This is a genomic window from bacterium (assembly GCA_023150945.1).
Taxonomy (GTDB): Bacteria; Zhuqueibacterota; Zhuqueibacteria; order Zhuqueibacterales; family Zhuqueibacteraceae; genus Coneutiohabitans.
In genome coordinates, this window is record JAKLJX010000018.1 from 1 (window position 1) to 18,771 (window position 18,771).

Below are 18,771 nucleotides of genomic sequence, written 5' to 3' on the forward strand. Positions count from 1 at the left end.
GGTTCAGATACATTTGCGGGCACAAGTGTTGCCTATATGTCAACGTCAAATCGTCTAGAATCCAGGTCAAACCATCTCTGAAAGGAGGTGTGCGGCTCGCACATATATTCCCCAACCACAGTCGTGGTGCATGGTTTCTAACCGAAGGTGTAGTGAGATGTTTTAACTGGAGGTGGTTATGAGAAGAGTGCTAAAGATTAGCGCCGAACTCTCAGTCGTCCTGATGATATTGGCCCAGGTTGCCTTTGGACAGGCGCCGACGGCAACCATCAAGGTCGAAGGCTACAGCCTGCAGGAGATTCAAAATCTGGGCTGGACCTCGCCGCGCTCGACCGGCCTCTCGGTCGTGGGAGTGGGGCAGGTTGTCTATTTGCTGGGTAACGCCGAGGCGACCACCTGGGCCTGGACGTTGAAGTCCAAGCCGGCAGGATCTGCCGCGACGCTCGACAGCACCAACAAGCGGCAAACCACATTCAAACCGGATGTGGTTGGGAAGTTTACCGTTGAGCTGGTGATCACGACCTCGGCCGGCACGAGCGCGCCCGCCAGCAAAACGATTACCTCCGCCAAGTTTGTCGGCGTGGGTGCGATGGATGGGCTGCCGCGCGAGTTCCCGCAGTGCGCCCTCTGCCACAACGACAATTTCATGGCGTGGAGCAAGACCGGCCATGCCTCCTCGCTGAAAGACGGCTTGGACGGCCTGTACGGCACGCATTTCAACGAATCTTGCTTGGAATGCCACAGCACGGGTTATGACAATACCGCCTCTGCCGTGAATGACGGCTTTGATGACGTGCAAAAAGAACTCGGCTGGGTTTTCCCGAGTACTTTGCAGGCCGGCAACTACGATGCGCTGAAGGCCAACTATCCGAAACTGGCGGCCCGCGCCAATACGCAATGCGAAAGCTGCCATGGCCCGGGCAGCGAGCACAAGGGTGACAAGACCGGCACGGCCATGACTCTTGATGAAGCCTCGTGTGGCTATTGCCATGAGCAGGAGCCGTTCAATATCGTCACCATCCAGTGGAAAAACTCGGTGCACGGCATCTTCAGCGAGGAATTCGAGTCGGTGGCGAACCGTCCCGCTTCTTCGGGCTGCGCCAAGTGTCACTCGGGCTGGGGCTTCATTCGCCGCATCGACCCCAAGTCGCCGGACACCCGTCCGGAGATCGGCGCCTCGCAGATAAGCTGTGCGGTCTGCCATGATCCGCATCGCTCGGAGGTACTGCCGCACATGGTGCGCAGCCTGAGCGACGTGCAGCTTGGCGACACCACGACTGTGGTCAATTACGGCGGCATGGGCAAGGTTTGTATGCAGTGCCATATTGCCCGCCGCGATGCCAATGACTACGTAAGCGACCCGAACAACCTGTCCACGCGTTTTGGCCCGCATTACAGCAACCAGGCTGACATGCTGGATGGCTCCAATGCCATCGAGTACGGTCTCCCGATCGGCAGCTCGGGCCACAAGTTTGCGCTCACCGACGCTTGTGTGACTTGCCATATGGCGGAGACGCCGGCCGTGGGTCAACCCGGGCACAATAAGATCGGCGCCCATACTTTTGCGATGGAAGCCGAGGGCGTTCAGAGTGTGGCCGTGTGCTCGCAATGCCATGGCCCGATCACGTCCTTCGACGACATCATGGCCAAGGCTGACTATGACGAAGACGGCACCATCGAAAGCACCCGCCATGAGATCGAGGGCCTGGTTCACAAGCTGGATACACTGCTGCCGCCGCGAGCCACCACCGCGCAAGTCAACGCCAACTACAAGTGGGATGCCAGCATGACGCCGGCAGAGATTCTCAGACGGCAGAACCTGGCCAAAGCCTGGTACAACTTCCTGTTTGTCGAGGAAGACCGCAGCTTCGGCGCGCACAATGCGGCTTACTCCATCGCCATCTTGCGGCGTTCGATTGAAACGCTGACCACGGGCGATATTGGGGCCGGCAAGATCGTGTCGATCAAAGACATCCCGCAAGATCAAGGCAAGCAAGTGCGCGTGTCCTGGTCGAAGTTTGCCGCGGATGCCGCTTCCGCCAACAATGCAGTTGCGAACTACTCGGTCTGGCGGCGGGTGGACAACCCGGGCAATGCGCTGGGCACGAAGGTTGGCTCCAAGCAGGATATGATTGCCGCGGCCTCGGCGGGCACGCTGGGCAGCCGCTACACCGTCAACCAATTCGGCACCTGGGATTTTGTGGCGTGGCTGCCGGCCACCGGCTACGAGATGTACAGTGTGGTGGCGCCGACGCTGTATGACAGCACCGCCGCGGGCATGCACTGGTCCGTGTTCTTCATCTCCGGCCAGGCCCGCAATATCGTCTATGAAACCGCGCCCGACAGCGGCTATTCCATCGACAACCTGGCGCCGTTCGCGCCCGGCAATGTGATGGCCAACGTGGTGGATCGGAAAGTCAACCTGAAGTGGGACGATCCCATCGACGCCGATTTCAAGTATTTTGCGATCTATCGCAGCACCCTTCCGGGCTTTGACCCGAAGGGCACCGCGCCGATCAAGACGCTGACCACTGCCAGCTATCTCGATACCGAAGTCACCGGCGGCCAGAACTACTACTATCGCCTCTCCGCCTACGACTTCTCCGGCAACGAGAGCGCTTTCTCCGCGGAGCTGCCGGTGTCGATCACCGATGTCAACGATCGCAGCGGTGGCATTCCCACGGTGTTTGCGCTGCAGCAGAATTATCCCAACCCGTTCAATCCCGAGACCTCGATCCAGTATCAACTGCCGACGCCCGGCCACGTGACGTTGGTCATCTACTCCTCGCTGGGCCAGGAGGTGCGGCGCTTGGTGGATCGTTCCCAACCGGCGGCCTACCACGTCGTCGTGTGGGACGGCCGGGATGACAGCGGGAACCTGCTGCCTTCCGGTGTCTACTTCTATCGCATTGAATCCGGCAAATTCACGGCGATGAAGAAGCTGGTCATGATGAAGTAACCCTGCCTCCAAATTGATCGCCGGCATGGGCGCCATGGCCGGGAAGAGTCGCGCCGCCGGCTGATCAGTGGTAGTTTGATCCAGTGGCTGCGTTCTTGTGGCAAACAAGGGCGCAGCCATTTTGTTCTGGCCACTTGCCGTGCAGTATGCCAAGGTGACATTTGCATAGGACCCACAAAGACCTTGCGTGCATGGCATTACTGGGGAATACCTCATGAATACGAAACACTCCACCTGCCAGTGTGCAGCCGCAATCAGACTCAGCGTAGTTTTGGTGTTACTGCCCTTGTTTTCGCTGCTCGCGCAATCCAACACTCAAACACCACCGAATTTCAAGATCGCGATCATGGCAGATGGCGGCCTGGGAGAGAGTGACCGGGCTGTCCTGCAAATGATCAAGAACGAAGGCGCACAGGCTGTGATCCATTCCGGCGACATCGACCAGAAGGGCAGTGTCGCGGAATGGGATGCCCAAGTCACGGAGATACTCGGCCTCAATTTTCCCTACTTCGCGGCCATTGGCGACGATGATGGCGACTACTGGGACGGCGCCGGCGGCCTGCAGCAAGCCCTCATCAACCGCCTCAATCGCGCCGGTATCACGTGGAGCGGCGACTTGGGCGTCAAATCTTCACTGAATTTTCAAGGCCTGTTCATCCTGCTGGTGGCGCCGGGCATTCGCGGCACCGGCCATGATGTTTTCATTCGCGAACAGTTGGCCGCCGACAATTCCATTTGGAGCATTTGCAGTTGGCACAAGAACATGCACGCGCTGCAAGTTTGCGAAAAACCCAACGGCACGGGCTATGGCGTGTATGAAGAAGCGCGGCTGGGCGGCTCCTTGATCGCCAATGGCCATTGTCACTCTTATGCCCGTACCCATTTGCTCAGCAGCATGACGAATCAAACCATCGCCAGCACCTCGAACACACTGCAGCTCGAAAAAGCCAAATCTTTCGTGATGATTTCGGGATTGGGAGGAGAGGGCAAAGGCGTGAGCCAGTCAGTTTTTGGGGACTACTGGGCCAAGGTCTACACGCAATCACAAAACTCGCAATACGGCGCGCTGTTCGCCACTTTCAACGTTGACGGCCAGCCCAATAAGGCCACTTTCTATTTCAAGAACATCAACGGCCAGATCATCGAGAGCTTCACGGTTGTCAGCAACATCGCGCCCACTTCGCCAACTTTGACAGTGACCTCGCCCAACGGTAACGAGGCCTGGCCCGCCGGTTCGATGCAGAACCTCACGTGGAACAGCTTCAGTTTTGCCGATCCCGTGAGAATCGAATACTCTGGTGACGCAGGCGCGAGTTGGCAGGAACTGGCAGGCAGCGTGCCCAATTCCGGTTCCTTTGCCTGGACGATCAACGTGCCCGCCACGACCCAGGGTCGCATTCGCGTTTCAGATGCGGCTGACGGCAATCCAACCGATGTCAGTGATGGCAATTTCAAGATCATCGGACCGGCGACGCACTTGGTCAAGGTTTCGGGAGATGGGCAAACCGGCACGGTGAACACCGCCCTGGCAGCGCCGTTTGTCGTGCGCACAACCGATGCGGCTGGCAATCCGGTCAGCGGCGTCGCGGTATCGTTTGAAGTTACAGCCGGCGGTGGTTCTCTTTCCAATAGTCAGCCGCAATTCACCAACAGCAATGGCGAGGCTGCCACTGTGTTGACGCTCGGTGCCAGCGCCGGCGCCAACACCGTTACCGCCACTGCCGCCGGCCTGAGCGGCTCTCCGCAAACGTTTGCTGCCACGGCTTCGAGTCAGCCGCCTGCCAGTGGCAATCTTGCGCGCAATCACCCGGCGACCGCCTCGAGCACGAATGGGTCCTACGCTCCCAGCCGCGCGGTGGATGGCAACACCAGCACCTACTGGCGCAGCGCCAGCGTGAGCAAGACCAGTCCCAATACCTGGCTGCGCGTGGATTTGGATGCGGCCTACATGCTCACCCGCGGCGTGGTGAAATGGCGGGAGAACTATTACGCGCGGCGGTTTCGGTTTCAGATCTCCAACACCGGCGGCAGCAATGACAGTGAATGGACCACAGTCGCGACGATTACGACTGGCGCAGTTGGCACACAGGATGTTCCGCTGAGCGGCGCGTTTGCGGCGCGCTATTTTCGCATTCGCATGGATCAAAACAACAAGGACAACAACCGCATCACTGAGCTGGAGTGTTACGCCGGCGCTGGTGCGGCCTCGCCCCCGGTCACCGAATCGAGTTCAGCGGGACAGCCCGGCAGCTTGCGGCTGCGGCAGAATTATCCGAATCCGTTCAATCCCAGCACAACCATCTCCTTTGATCTGCCGCAAGCCGGCAGCGTGACCGTGCAGGTCTATTCTGAAACCGGCGCTTTGGTGCGCACGCTACTGGATCAGCAAATGCCAGCGGGCGGACAAACCGTGAGTTGGAACGGCCGGGATGATGCCGGCCTGCTCGTGGCCGGTGGCGTGTATTTCTATCGCATCGTCATGAGGGCGGAAGATGGCAGCGCGGTCTTCACCGAAGCCAGGCGGATGACGTACTTGAAGTGATCGATTGCGTCACCTTGAGCTATGACTGTGGAGTTGGAGAAAGGGGACAGGAGGGAGAGTCCCAGGGCGCTCCGGAGAACCGCGGGGCGAGGGGCATTGTCTTGCCCGGCATGGCCTGGATCGCCAGCAAGCACTTGCTTTCGGCGGGAAAATTTGTTATCATTCGCCCGAATTCTTGGCTGTCGGCCTGCAATGTAACAATCAGTTCCTGCGTGCACGTCTCTGCGCTGCAGGCACTGATTGCCCACCCACGAGTCAGGAAGGCGAGGTGCTGATGCGTCAAGGCATAAGCAGCGTACGGTGTGCGGCTGAGGTTCGCCACGGTCCCGCGACCTGCGTGGCACGGCAGGGAAGTGCAAAACTTGCCGGGAGCCGCAAGTCACACCGCCCGGAGGCACTCGTTCCGCCGGGAGTCACTGCTGGAGTGCCTGCCGTCTCTGCTTTCGCATTCGCCGGTGCAGTCAACGCTTTCCCCCAAGGTTGTTCCCAGACACTTCGTATTTCTCACACTGCAGTTTTCACCGCTCGCGCACCGCGGGCGGCTGGGCGATTTTGAAGTCTCACCAGACGAGAAAGGCGGCTTCATGATTCGACGAAAACAGTTGTGGAGGTTGATGCTGGCCGCAATTTTACCCGCCGCGCTGAGCGCGCAGTCCCTCTCCGGGCGCCTGACCAGTTCATTCTATGCCTATGAGCGCAGCGATTCGCTGGCGGTGGACTCCGGACACGCGCGGGCCTATCAAGCGTTTCAGTTTGATCTGGGCGGGAAGAATGTGGCGTTGCGCACCTTCGGCCAGCTCGACCGGGATTTCAACACGCGCCTGGCCGGTGACGGCAAGGTGCGGATGTACAACCTCGCGCTGGAATTCAAGAACCTGGGCAAGCGCGTCGATGTGCAGTTGGGACGGCAGCCGGTGTTCAGCGGCGTGGCCGTGGGTACCATCGACGGCGCTCAAATCAAAGTGCGCGCCGGCCGCCAGTTGCGCTTCAAAGCCTTTGGCGGCGGCTTGTTGCCGGCTGATCAGCGCCTGCAACTCAGCGATGATCTCGACAAGAACTACATGGCCGGCGGCCAGGCCGTGTGGCAGCCCAAAGCCGATCTCAACCTGGGCCTGAGCTTTTTCGAGAAGCGGCAACTGCGGCCCGGCTACGATGCCCTGCGCGCCGACTCGATCGGCAATGTTTTCACGCAATACATCTCCCCGGCTGACCGCGCCTATCGCATGGCCTCGCTCGACGGCTCCTGGTTCGTCGATGCCAAGACCTCACTTTGTGCCCGCAGCGATTTCGATTTTCACGGCAAGGAAGTCACCCGCGCCGAACTCTCCGGCCGCTCGCAGGTCACACCCAAGCTGTCGATCACGGGGAATTACATCTTTCGCTCACCGCATCTGCCGTGGAACTCGCTGTTCGCGGTTTTCAATGTCAAAGACAATCATGAACTCGAAGGCGGGTTCTATTATCAGCATCAGCCGGCGTTGCGGTTCTATGGCAATCTTGCCGGCATCTTCTATGATGGCGATCAATCCTTCCGCGTGACGGCCGGCACAGATTTAAAATACGGCGGCCTGAATTACGTGCATCGCAGCGGTTATGCCGGCAATCTCGACGGGCTGAATGCCTCGTTGTACTATCCCACCCGCACCGGCCTGTTCCTGCCCAGCCTGCAGCTTTCTTGGGCCTCCTACAAGGTGGATGCCGGCGCCGGCGCGCGCGAATCGCTGTATTCCGGCGCGGCCGGACTGTTGGTGCGGCCCTGGAATCGCCTGACGCTCGACAGCCAGGTGCAGATGCTGCACAATCGCTACTATTCCAACGACGTCCGTTTTCTGTTTCGCATGCAATATTGGTTCTTTACCAAGCTGGGGGCGTCATCATGAGGAGGAAGGAGAATTCACTTATGCGCGGGCGCACGTTTCCTATTTTGCTGTTGTCGCTGGCGGGAGCCTTGGGCGGGTTGACGCTGGCATGGGCCTGGGGTGGGCCGTCTTCATCATGGGATGATCCCGTCGAGCAATGGGGCAAGATCAAATTCTCGCACAAGAAACACGTCGAAGAAGCGGGCGCGGAATGCAGCGCCTGCCATGCCGCGGCCACCACCAGCGAGAAAGCCGCTGACCTGCTGTTTCCGAAACACGCGGAATGCGGCGCCTGTCACGCCGAGGTGGAAAGCGAGAACACCGAAGACTGCAAATTCTGCCATACCGATATCGACAACCTCGAAGCCTATGCCGCACCGCAGCGGCTCGACCTCGTTTTCAGCCACCAGCAACACGTTACCGGCCAAAAGCTCGAATGTGCTGCCTGTCATGCCGGCATTGAAAAATCCGAGAAACCGAGTGTCGCCTACCTGCCGGCCATGGCCTCCTGCTACTCCTGCCACAACGACGTGACCGCGAGCAATGCCTGCGAGTCATGTCATCCGCGGGTGGAAACGATGCTGCCGCTGACCCATCGCGCGCCGGATTGGGCCAAGCAACACAAACGCTTGATCCGCGCCGATCACACCAGCAGCGATTGCGCGGTTTGCCACACCGACAATTTCTGCCAGACCTGCCACGCCGAGGCCACGCTGCAGCTCACGCGCGGCGATCTGCGCCGCAGCCTGGCGGAGAATCGTCCGGCGCCTTCCGGCAAGAACCCGCAGGTCAAGCAGAACGTGCACGAGCTGAATTACCTCTTCGTGCACAGTCTCGATCTGCGCGCGAAGCAATCCGATTGCTATTCGTGCCACAATCAGCAAACCTTCTGTGCCGACTGTCACAGCCGCAATCAAGACGCGGGCTTTGCCGCGCCGTTTCCGCTCTCCCACCGCTCGCCTGACTTTGCGCGCATCGGCGTGGGCAGCGGCGGCGGCCAGCACGCCACCCTGGCGCGCCGAGATATCGAGTCCTGCGCCGCCTGTCATGATCTCGAAGGCCGCGATCCGGTTTGCCTCACCTGCCACGTCGACCGCACCCCGGGCCGCGGCAATGATCCCAAAACGCATCCGGCCAATTTTCGCAACGAGAATGGCGAGTGGCATTCCAATGCCGGTTCCACCTGCTACAACTGCCACACCAACACCCAGAAGGCGGGAATTGGTTTCTGTGGTTATTGTCATGGCATGAAGTGAAACGCCGCGAGCGACCGCAGCGCCGGCCGCGTTGAGCTGGCTATCGGTGTCTGTCCCAACATGTTCCAGCCACGGCTGAGCCGGGGTCTCCGGAATCTCGAGTATCGTGACAACTCCGAGGAGATTGATGCAACGGCCAAGCCGTCGCAGGAACATTCTTTCAGCAGTTCTCGCTTTCGCGCGGACGTTATTCAGCGGCCCTCTGTGGCTGGCCGGCGAGGCGCCCGAGGGAAACAAGTTGGTCATTTGAAAAAAGCCTGATGACTATGAAAGCCAAGATGAAGCAACTTCTCTTACCGCTCTTGGGAATGTCACTGCTGCTGCTCAATGCCTGCAGTGATCCGCAAGAGGCGCCGACGGCGGCGCAAAACGAAGTCGACGTTCATGGCGAAGGCTGGCGCGATCCGACCTCCCCGAATTTTCACGGCAAGGTGCTGGCAGCGCAGAGCTATGATGCCAAATCCTGCCGGCCCTGCCACGGCAGCCAATTCGACGGCGGTCTGGCGGAATCCTCCTGCCGGAAATGCCACGTCACTTATCCGCACCCGCCGGGCTGGGTGAATGCCTCCTCGCCGAACTTTCACGGCGAAACGCTGGCAGGCGTGAACTACAATCTCAACCTGTGCAACAGTTGCCACGGCAACCAGTTCGACGGCGGCACCTCCGGCGTCTCGTGTCGTTCTTGCCATGCGACTTATCCGCATCTGGCGGGCTGGGTGAATCCCACTGCCGCGGAATTTCACGGCAAGGCGCTGGCGGCGCAAAATTACGACGCGACCGCCTGTCAGGCTTGTCACGGCGCACAATATGATGGCGGCACTTCCGGCGTGTCCTGCAAAGGCTGCCACGCCACTTATCCGCATCCGCAGGGTTGGGTGAATGCCTCCTCGCCCAGCTTTCACGGCGAAACGCTGGCCGGCACCAACTACGATCTCAACCTCTGCAGCAGTTGCCACGGCAGCCAGTTCGACGGCGGCACCTCCGGCGTCTCATGCCGCACGTGCCATGCGACCTACCCGCATCTGGCGGACTGGATGAATCCCGCGGCCGCGGCATTTCACGGCAAGGCGCTGGCGGCGCAGAATTACGACGCGACCGCCTGCCAGGCTTGTCACGGCGCACAATATGACGGCGGCAGCTCCGGCGTGTCCTGCAAAGGTTGTCACGCCAGTTATCCGCACCCGCAGAATTGGATTGCCGGAGCGGCCTCGCATTATACCTTCTTGAAAAGCAACAGCTATGACCTCAATTCCTGCCAAATCTGTCACGGCCAGGATTATGCGCTGGTGAAAGTCAATAACTCGTGCTTGACCTGCCATACCCAGCAAAACGGTCCCGAGGCCTGCAACACCTGCCACGGCAATCCTGCTGCCAGCGCGGCCGATTTGAAGAATTCTGCGCCGCCCAAAGGCCTGGATGATGAAACCGAGGCCACCACGCCGGCAGTGGGCGCGCACCAGGCGCATCTCGGGTATTTCACCCAATTGACCACGGCCGCGGTGTGCCAGGAATGCCATGCGGTGCCCACCAGCTTTGCGCTTCCCAATCACATCGATGACAATACCCGCGCCGAAGCGGTTTTTGTCGGCCCGCTGGGCGCGCGCCAAACCGAAGGCGGGGCGCGTGTGCCGCAGGTGGTGTATGATTTCAACACCAACACCTGCAGCAACAGTTACTGTCACGGCAATTGGGCCTTGCGCAAGGCGCAGTCACCGAATGATTTCGGTTTTGCCGCCGAGGTGATGACCGGCAGCAACGCAGCGCCCAGTTGGGTCAATAGCGGCTCTGCGCCTTGTGGTTCCTGCCATGGCTTGCCGCCGACCGGTCACACGCCGTTTGCCCTCACCGCCTGCACCATTTGCCATCAGGGGGTGGTGGATGGTTTCGGCAACATCACCGACAGGACCAAGCACATCAACGGCAAAGTGAATGTGCTCGGCCTGGAGTACGACATGTATTGATCTGCGCGGCGCCAGGCCGAGTTGCCGGCGCAATGCCAGAGGAGTTTTGTTCGGCAGTCTGAGTTTCGTTGCGAGAATACCTCGCCGCAAAACACAAAAGCCCAAACCGGAGTTTGGGCTTTTGTGTTTGAGAGTGCAAAGAACCACCGCATTGAGACTGCGGCAGAGCGACCGCGGGCCGTAGCAACTGGGCCGCGACCCCCTCCTGCGCGCCGCGTGCTGGCGGGGATCACTCCTTTTGCAGCGTCACGTCCTGCACGCAGGTCCAGAGGTTGTGCGCGTCCTTCTGCAAATGCTGCAACGAGTAGATGCTGCCCGGCCGGCGCGCTTGCGCCTCGATATTGGGCGTCACGAAGGGATCGCCGGCAAACACGATCTCGAACACGCGGCGCTGGTGGCCGGGCGCCGTCACCACGTAGTGAATGTGCGCCGGCACGCGGCTGCCGGGATAAGGCCCGGGTTTGATCGTGCGATATTCATACCGGCCGTTGGAATCGGTGCTCATCGTCCCTTGCAGCCGAGGATCTTGATTGCTGTTGCGCTGGTCGCGCGAATAATTGCCGTGTCTGTCCGTGTGATAAACGTAGACCGTGGCGCCGGCCACCGGAGTCTTGCCGTCTTCACTGAAAACGGTTCCGGAAACGCGCAGAGGCTCGCCTGGTTCATCCGGCGGCGCGAGCACAGCCTGCCAGGAGGGACGGGAAGCGGCTTGATCGTCCGGCTGCGCCCAGGCGAGCGCGGCAAGCAACAGCAGCAGGGGGAATTGCAATCGTCTCACGAATCTCTCTCCACGGAAATGAAAAACGCCGATGAACATTGATTGCGGCTGCAGCCAGGATTTGAGGCTGAGGACAGGATAGCCGGCAGCGGCGTTCAAGCCATTCGGTCCAATGGCAAATCCGCCGATGCGGAGCAGGCTGCCGGAATCGAGCAGAGATGGTGAAAACTGGCGGAAGGAAATCAGCTCAACGCCCGCAGCTGTTGCCGTAAAACTTCCCACACCCGCTGAATGTCCGCCGCGGTGACGCGCAGATGGCTGATCACCAGCCGGATCACGAAGCGGCCGTCGAGCTTGGTATGTGAGAGAAAGGCCTCGCCGGTTTGGTTGACCGCGTGCATCAGCCTTTCGTTGAGTTGATTGAGCCGGCTCTCCTCGTTCAGGCCGGCGGGATGGGCGCGAAAACAGATCGTGCTCATCGGCACCGGCGCCAGGCGCTCGAAATCCGGGTGTTGATCGATCCAATTTGCAAACTCGCGGGCGAGGCGCAGATGTTCGCGAATGCGCGCCTGCAATCCCACCACGCCGAAATAGCGCAGCACGAACCACAGCTTGAGCGCGCGAAAACGCCGCCCCAGCGGAATGCCGTAATCCATGTAGTTGATCACCTCGCCGCCCGGTGCCGTGCGCAGATATTCGGGCACCAGGCTGAAGGCGCGGCGCAACACTTCCGGCTTGCGCGTGTAAAGCACGCTCAGGCCCATCGGCACGAACAGCCATTTGTGGGGATTGACCACGAAAGAATCCGCGAATTCGCAGCCGGAGAGCACGTGCCGCATTTCCGGAACGATTGCCGCGGTGCCGCCGTGCGCCGCATCGACGTGCAGCCAGAGGTTTTCGGCGGCGCACACGCGCGCGATGCCGGCCACGGGGTCGATGCTGGTACAGGAGGTGGTGCCCACCGTTGCCACGACACAAAACGGCCGCCAGCCTGCGCGACGATCGTCTTGAATCGCCTGCGCCAAAGCCGCGGGCTGCATGCGAAATTCCTCATCCACCGGAATGCGGCGAATGCCCTCCTGGCCCACGCCGATCAACAGCGCGGCCTTGTCGATGGAAGAATGGGTATAGTCCGACACGTAGAGCCGCAGCCGCGGCAGCTCATGCCGGCCAGCCATGCCGCGTTCGCGAATCTGCAGGTCGCTGAGTTGCTCGCGCGCGGCGGCCAGCCCATGCAGCGTGCTGTTGGAGGCGCCGTCAAAGATGATGCCCCAGAAATCAGTGGGCAGCCCCAGCATTTGCCGCAGCCAATCGAGCGTCACGGTTTCGAGTTCGGTGGCGGCGGGGCCGGATTGCCACAGCATGTTGTTGTTGTTGAAAGCCGCGGCCAGCACTTCGGCGAGAATGCCGGGCCCGCTGGCGGAGGAAGTGAAGTAGGCAAAGAAGCGCGGGTGATTCCAGTGCGTCATGCCGGGCATGATGACCCGGTCGAGATCGGCCAGAATGGCGGCCATGTCTTCGCCGTGTTGTGGCGGTGTTGCCGGCAGGCCACGGCGCACCTCACCGGGCTGCACCGCGGCCAGCGCCGGAAGACGCCCAACTTCATGCAAGTAGTCCGCAATCCAATCGATCACTTGATGGCCAACGCGGCGAAACTCTTCAACCGGCATGTCGCCGCATGCGAGTTCTGTTCTGTCGGTGTTCATGTGCTCTCTCATTTGAACTCATCGCCAAGCGGGCCGCTGCTCGCGCATGGCCGCGGCCACGGCCCGGGCATTCTGCTCCTGCGTTTTCTCCAATTCAACTATCACGCTGTCATAGTCCTGCTGCTCGCGATTTTGGCTCAGTTTGAACTTCGCCTCCAGGCGCGTGATCCGCATCTCCACGCCCACCACGCCTCGCATTTCGCGAGCCACGAAATCCGGCGGTAAATGCTCCAGGCGATAGGGCCGCTCAGCCGCATGGCCGGATTCGTATTTGTCCACTTGCCTTTTCAGCAGTGCATACAACTCCTCACCGGCCTCGATCACCCGCAGCCGGCCATAGGCATGCACCGCAATGTAGTTCCACGTCGGCACATTGAGCTCATGATACCAGCGTGGTGAAATGTAGGCGTGCGGGCCGCTGAAGATCGCCAGCGCCTCTGCTTCCGGTTGCAAGGTGCGCCACTGGGAATTGGCGCGGGCAAGATGGCCGCGCAGATATTTTTCGTCCGCCGCGCCCGTTTCCAGCTCCAGCGGCAGATGCGTCGCCACCGGCGTTCCGCCTTCCACGCTGACGAGCACGGCAAAGCTGTTCTGCTGCATGAAGCGCTCGATCCGGCCGCGGTCGGTTTCTTGAAAGCGCTTGGGAAGGTACATGGCGTTATTCATCCGGTTGGTTGCGAAACTCGTGCAGGGCAGGGGACTTCGCTTTCATGGCCGCTCTTTCAGGATCGAGAGATACTCGATCCACGGGCCGACGGCGTGCGCGTATTGCTTGGCGAGCACGCGCGCGATCTGCCCGAGATGATCCAAGTCATGCACCACCCAGGTGGCGAGGAGCTGGCGCAACGTGACCGCGCCGAAAGCAGGGTGGGTGCCCCGGCGGTCGAGATGCTGCTCCGTCAACTGCCACTGCTGCAGCGTGGCGAGACTCTGCTGCCGCAGCAGCGTGAAAGTATCGAGCAGCTCGGCCAGCGTTTTGCCTTTGCTTTCGGAGAATTGCGCCAGGCGGTCGAACGGATCGAATGGCCGGGCCTCGCCCTGTTCGAGAATGATGCGGGCGCGCGGAATCCAATCGGTGCGTTCGCCGTGAAGCAGATGGCCGACCACATCGAACGGGCTCCAGGTGCTTCCGCCTTCATTGTGGTTGATCCAGGGCTCTGGCAAATCCTGCAGCAGAGTGTGCAGAACCGCGGGCGTGCGGCGCAGCAGCGTCACCGCATGAGGGAGTGAAAATTCCATGGCAAGATCCATCTCGAGTTGAGTCACGGCAATGCGCAGCGCCTTGAGGGGCAGCCGTGGCATATGATATCACACACAACTGTGATTGTCCAGGTCAACTTTGGGTATGACGATTCGAGGTGGGCAGTTGTTCAACCGCGGCGGAGACCACGGCAGGAAGGCAACGAGTAGCAAAATGAAAAACTTCTTGACTGTGCTTGCCGCCAACGCCGAAGGCGGTGCAGAAGAAAACCCAGTGTGCCCGGCTTCCGGGCACACTGGGTAAATCTGATCAGCATGGATCCAGAGTGATTCGCGGCATTGCTTTGGCGCAGGTCAACTTTTGCGGCGATAGTGAATTTGCCATTTGAGCTGCCAGGTTTTCCCCTCATCATGTGAAGCCTCCCAGTTCCAATCCAATTCCGTGGGCGTGAGGTTGTGCCACACCATACGCTGCAGGAATTCGCTGCCCTCCGGCGTCGTGGCCTGGCGCACGAGAATCATCTTGCCGTCGCGGAAACCGCCGGTGAAATCGAGATAACTGCCTTCATTGTCAACCCAGGTTTGCTGCCACTCGCCGGTGTGCCGGTTGTAAACGGAGAAACTGAGGCCGCGCAGCGAAACCGGTGATTCAGCGCTGAAACTTTCCTCGATCACACAACTGTCGAGAATCGCGCGGATCCGGTTGGTGCCGCGGCCGGTTTGCCCGGCAGGCAGACCGGTGTGTTCGCCCGGCCAGGTCAGTTCCCATTCTCCCAGCCAAAAGTCAAACTGCCGCGCTGCAGGAATTGCCGCGCCACAGCGGGTTTCTTGCCACACACAATCCGGCACCAGGGCAGCGCTTGCCAGACTGCTGCTCACCAGCACGCAGGTCAACGAAAACATCAAACCAGCTTGCATATGCTCTCCCGATTTTGAGGTTGCCATGCCAGCCCTGCACCGTGCGATTTCACTTCAGCAACAACAGCCGCTTCGTTTGCATCTCAGCACCGGCCGTGAGGCGGTAGAAATAAACGCCGGCCGGCAGCAGGCGGCCATTGGCATCCCTGCCCTCCCAGGCCACGCGGTAGCTGCCGGCGTCTTGCACATGATCCACCAGCGTCGCGACTTTTTCACCGAGAAGGTTGTAGAGACTCAGGTTCACTTTCACGCTTCCGCGCAACTGGTAGCCGATGGTCGTGGCCGGATTGAAGGGATTGGGATAATTCTGCTGCAGCGCGAACGCTGCGGGCCGATCGGCGGAATTGTCCTCCACGCGCGTGAGGCCTCCGGTTTCGTCAATGGTCACGAACTGATTCGCCGCGAGCTGGTGCAGCCGCGTGCGCTTGCCGGAGGGCCAAAATACCTGCAGTGAATCCACCTGCGTTGCGCCGCCCAGACCAAAATGCGCCACCAGCCCGGTTTGACTGCCAAACCCGGTCTGCCCGGAAATCTCGCGGGTTTGCAGAACCGCCTTGCCGTTGATGGTCGCGAATGCCCTGAGCTTGGCGCCGATGGCCGTCGTGTTCGAGGTGGTGCCGATCAATTTGACCTGCAGCCAGTGCTTGTCGTTGCCGGCATTGAAGTAGAGCAAGCTGTTCAAGTTGTTGACGGTCACGAACAGATCCAAATCGCCGTCGCGATCATAATCGACCCAGGAGGCGCTGGTGGCGAAGTTGTTGTCCGCGGCAAAGGGATTGTCGGCGAGCCGCGCGAAAGTGCCGTCGCCTTCGTTGCGATACAACGCGCTGGGCCGGTCGGTGTTGGTAACGAACAAATCGAGATCGCCGTCATTGTCGAAATCGCCCCAGCTCGAGCCTTGCGAAGACTCGGCCTCGGTCACGAGCGCGCCGCTGGTGACTTTCACAAAAGCGCCGTTGCCCTGGTTTTGATAGAGAGAATTCGCCTGTTGCTGGCCATTGGCGACGAACAAGTCAAAGTCGCCGTCGTTGTCATAGTCGGCCCAGCTCGCGCCACGCGACTCGCCGTGGTCATTGACGAGATCGCCGCTGGTGATGCGGGTGAAGCTGCCGTTGCCGGCATTGACATAGAGAAAGTTGTTCTCGTTGCGGCTGTTGGCGACGAACAGATCGAGATCGCCGTCGTTGTCGAAATCCGACCAGGCGGCAGCTTGCGAAAAGCCGCGATCGTTCACCGGCGCGCCGTCCGTCTGTTTGGTGAAAGAATCGCCCGCATTCACATAAAGTGAGTTGTTGGTGCCGACATTGGCCACGAACATGTCCAGGTCGCCGTCATTTTCAATATCGACCCAACTGCAGCTCGAGGAAAGCTCGCGGTCGGTCACGAGCGCGCCGCTGGTGATTTTTTCGAATGTGCCGCCGCCCTGGTTTTGGTAAAGGGCGTTGGCCTGGTTGAAATTGACCACATACAGATCGAGATCGCCATCGTGGTCGTAATCGCCCCAACTCGCGCTCTGCGAATTGCCGCCGTCCGTGACCGGCGCGCCTGCGGTGATCCGGGCAAAACTGCCGTTGCCGAGATTGGCGAACAGCGCGTTGTTCTGGCTTTGGGCGTTGGCGAGGAAGACATCGAGATCGCCATCGGCATCGAAATCCGCCCAGCTCGCAGCCAGCGCGGCACTGGTCACGTTCGCCAGCTCGCCGGTGCTCGCGCGGCCGAATTGCAGCGCGCGAATCAAATCCGGCTGGGTGATGGTCTTTGTCGCAACGCCGTTGGCGACGGTGAGGCTTACAGTGTAGCGGCCGGCGGCGGTAAAGGTCCAAACCGGATTCGGCTCGCGGCTGTCGATGGCGCCGTCATTGTTGAAATCCCACGCCCAGCTCGTGACCGGCGCCTGTGGGTCTGCCAGCGACAAATCCGTGAACTGCACGGTAAAAGGCACGACGGCCTCGATGACATCCGTATTGAAAGCGGGCCGCAACGTTCCGGCGCTGACTTGCTCGGTCACCGGCAGAATCTGATTCGCGGCCACCTCAGTTAGATATTCGACATTGCCCGACGGCCAGATGATAATCAGCGAATCGATGCGGGTGGCCTCAGCCAGACCGAAATGCACCCGCAGGCTGTTGTGGCCGTTGAAGGCGTTCTGCGCCGAGATTTCTCGTCGTTGCCAGACGCTGCGGCCGTGCACGGTCGCCTTGATCTGCACCTTTGCGCCGATGGCCGCGCGATTGGATTGCGTGCCGGCGCAGACCACTTGCAGCCAGTTGTTGCCGTTGGCGAGATCGTTGCGATACAGCGCCTGGGCCGTGCCGGTGCCGGCGATGAAGAGATCAAGATCACCATCATCGTCGTAGTCGCCGGCAGAGGCGCCGGCGGCATTGCTGTTCACGGGTTTGTCGAGAATGGCCAGGCCGGTAACGCGGGTGAAAGTGCCGTCGCCCTCGTTGCGATAATAGCGATTGGGGAAGCCGCTCTCGTTGGTCACGAAGCAATCGAGATCGCCGTCATTGTCGAAGTCCGCCCAGATGTTGCCCAGGGAGATATCGCTGTCCGTCACGATCGCGCCCGAGGTGATTTTGGTGAAGGTGCCGCCGTCGTTGCGATAGAGTTGATTCACCAAGCCGTTGGTGTTGCCGCGGTAGTTGGTGACAAAGGCATCAAGGTCGCGATCATTGTCATAATCGATCCAGTTGAAGTTCTGGCCGTCCCGCGCATCGCTGGCCAGCGGGCCGGTGCTGAGGCGGATCAAATCCGCAGTTCCGGTCTCGCTGAGCCGGTTTTGGTAGAGAAAATCCGGGGCCGTCGAGCCGTTGGCGGGGCCGGCGCCGATGAAGAGATCACTGTCGCCATCGTCGTCATAGTCCGACCAGATGGCAATCGTGTAAGGCGCCTGGCCGGTGGTGACGTCGCTGTCGGTGATGCGGCTGAAAATGCCGGCCCCCTGATTGCGAAAGAGGTGGTTGGTGAGCGGTGCACCGACGAAATTGGCGGGGTGGGTGATGACCAGATCGACCCAGCCGTCGTTGTCATAGTCCGACCAGGCACACGACCAGCCGCGATTCTCGAAGGCTTTGCCGATCTCGCCGGCAGTGACGGCGGTGAAGCGGCCATTGCCCTCGTTGCGATAGAGAACGGAACGCGCGTCGGAGAAGAAGCAATCGAGGTCGCCGTCGTTGTCGTAGTCTGCCCAGCTCGTGCCGCTGCCCAAGCCGCGCACCAGGCCGGCGCCGAGGCCGTGATCGTTGACCCGCGTGAACTGGCCATTGCCCTCATTGCGATAGAGCTTGTCGCGATTCGCAAACAAGTCGAGATCACCGTCATTGTCGAAGTCGATCCAACTGCATCCGTTGTAGCCATTGGCACCCTGATCCACGGCAATGGGGTTGGCGGGATCGGTGAGGCGCACGAAGTTTTGTGACCAAACCGGGTGGGTGCAAACGATGGTGAGCAGCACGGCCAGCAGTTGCGTGCCATGACGCTGCGACCAAGCCGGCAGCAAGGGTAGACGTGAGTGCATGTTTGTCTCCTAAGAATTGACCTGCGCAGAGAATTTCGACTGGGGCAGAGGATACTGAGATTCGTCACGGCTTGCAATCACCCGATCAGGTGGTTTTGGGGTAGGCGGGAGCAGGACATGCCGGCGAAGTGT

11 protein-coding genes are annotated in these 18,771 nt (G+C 60.3%); 5 read left to right on the forward strand and 6 right to left on the reverse strand.

Features of this window, described 5'->3' with window-relative positions; all coding sequences use genetic code 11:
• Positions 1 to 178 precede the first annotated feature (178 nt).
• The 5 genes from L6R21_20555 (at position 179) to L6R21_20575 (ending at position 10,577) form a co-directional block, all read left to right on the forward strand.
• Complete coding sequence (locus tag L6R21_20555; GenBank protein MCK6561596.1) at positions 179 to 2,959, forward strand: T9SS type A sorting domain-containing protein; 2,781 nt, start codon at positions 179 to 181, stop codon at positions 2,957 to 2,959.
• Between the two features lie 214 nt (positions 2,960 to 3,173).
• The gene (locus L6R21_20560) at positions 3,174 to 5,501 is read left to right on the forward strand and encodes a discoidin domain-containing protein (protein MCK6561597.1); all 2,328 of its coding nucleotides are present in this window, start codon (positions 3,174 to 3,176) and stop codon (positions 5,499 to 5,501) included.
• A 584-nt stretch (positions 5,502 to 6,085) separates the two neighbouring features.
• Positions 6,086 to 7,381 carry a hypothetical protein gene (locus L6R21_20565; GenBank protein MCK6561598.1) on the forward strand — a complete coding sequence of 432 codons (1,296 nt, stop codon included), beginning with the start codon at positions 6,086 to 6,088 and terminating at the stop codon, positions 7,379 to 7,381.
• A gap of 20 nt (positions 7,382 to 7,401) precedes the next feature.
• Entirely contained in the window at positions 7,402 to 8,616 is a 1,215-nt protein-coding gene (locus L6R21_20570) for a cytochrome c3 family protein (protein MCK6561599.1), read from the forward strand.
• A gap of 278 nt (positions 8,617 to 8,894) precedes the next feature.
• Positions 8,895 to 10,577: a hypothetical protein gene (locus L6R21_20575; protein MCK6561600.1), complete on the forward strand. Its 1,683-nt coding sequence runs from the start codon at positions 8,895 to 8,897 to the stop codon at positions 10,575 to 10,577.
• A 229-nt stretch (positions 10,578 to 10,806) separates the two neighbouring features.
• Here the strand turns inward: L6R21_20575 and L6R21_20580 are convergent, their stop codons facing one another.
• The 6 genes from L6R21_20580 to L6R21_20605 form a co-directional block, all read right to left on the reverse strand.
• Positions 10,807 to 11,355 (reverse strand): protocatechuate 3,4-dioxygenase, encoded by a 549-nt coding sequence (locus L6R21_20580; GenBank protein ID MCK6561601.1) that lies wholly within the window; start codon positions 11,353 to 11,355, stop codon positions 10,807 to 10,809.
• A 182-nt stretch (positions 11,356 to 11,537) separates the two neighbouring features.
• On the reverse strand, positions 11,538 to 13,001 hold the full coding sequence (locus tag L6R21_20585) for a pyridoxal-dependent decarboxylase (GenBank protein ID MCK6561602.1): 1,464 nt from the start codon (positions 12,999 to 13,001) through the stop codon (positions 11,538 to 11,540).
• Between the two features lie 18 nt (positions 13,002 to 13,019).
• Positions 13,020 to 13,655: an FMN-binding negative transcriptional regulator gene (locus tag L6R21_20590; protein ID MCK6561603.1), complete on the reverse strand. Its 636-nt coding sequence runs from the start codon at positions 13,653 to 13,655 to the stop codon at positions 13,020 to 13,022.
• A gap of 54 nt (positions 13,656 to 13,709) precedes the next feature.
• Entirely contained in the window at positions 13,710 to 14,240 is a 531-nt protein-coding gene (locus L6R21_20595; protein ID MCK6561604.1) for a DinB family protein, read from the reverse strand.
• A gap of 315 nt (positions 14,241 to 14,555) precedes the next feature.
• The gene (locus tag L6R21_20600) at positions 14,556 to 15,119 is read right to left on the reverse strand and encodes a hypothetical protein (protein MCK6561605.1); all 564 of its coding nucleotides are present in this window, start codon (positions 15,117 to 15,119) and stop codon (positions 14,556 to 14,558) included.
• A 49-nt stretch (positions 15,120 to 15,168) separates the two neighbouring features.
• Positions 15,169 to 18,639 (reverse strand): FG-GAP-like repeat-containing protein, encoded by a 3,471-nt coding sequence (locus L6R21_20605; GenBank protein ID MCK6561606.1) that lies wholly within the window; start codon positions 18,637 to 18,639, stop codon positions 15,169 to 15,171.
• Positions 18,640 to 18,771 lie beyond the last annotated feature (132 nt).

What these genes read in the sequence shown, in the direction of transcription:
- L6R21_20555 (MCK6561596.1), top strand. Translation starts at nt 179, where the DNA reads ATGAGAAGAGTGCTAAAGATTAGCGCCGAACTCTCAGTCGTCCTGATG.
- L6R21_20560 (MCK6561597.1), top strand. Translation starts at nt 3,174, where the DNA reads ATGAATACGAAACACTCCACCTGCCAGTGTGCAGCCGCAATCAGACTC.
- L6R21_20565 (MCK6561598.1), top strand. Translation starts at nt 6,086, where the DNA reads ATGATTCGACGAAAACAGTTGTGGAGGTTGATGCTGGCCGCAATTTTA.
- L6R21_20570 (MCK6561599.1), top strand. Translation starts at nt 7,402, where the DNA reads ATGCGCGGGCGCACGTTTCCTATTTTGCTGTTGTCGCTGGCGGGAGCC.
- L6R21_20575 (MCK6561600.1), top strand. Translation starts at nt 8,895, where the DNA reads ATGAAGCAACTTCTCTTACCGCTCTTGGGAATGTCACTGCTGCTGCTC.
- L6R21_20585 (MCK6561602.1), bottom strand. Translation starts at nt 13,001, where the DNA reads ATGAACACCGACAGAACAGAACTCGCATGCGGCGACATGCCGGTTGAA.
- L6R21_20590 (MCK6561603.1), bottom strand. Translation starts at nt 13,655, where the DNA reads ATGTACCTTCCCAAGCGCTTTCAAGAAACCGACCGCGGCCGGATCGAG.
- L6R21_20595 (MCK6561604.1), bottom strand. Translation starts at nt 14,240, where the DNA reads ATGGAATTTTCACTCCCTCATGCGGTGACGCTGCTGCGCCGCACGCCC.
- L6R21_20600 (MCK6561605.1), bottom strand. Translation starts at nt 15,119, where the DNA reads ATGCAAGCTGGTTTGATGTTTTCGTTGACCTGCGTGCTGGTGAGCAGC.
- L6R21_20605 (MCK6561606.1), bottom strand. Translation starts at nt 18,639, where the DNA reads ATGCACTCACGTCTACCCTTGCTGCCGGCTTGGTCGCAGCGTCATGGC.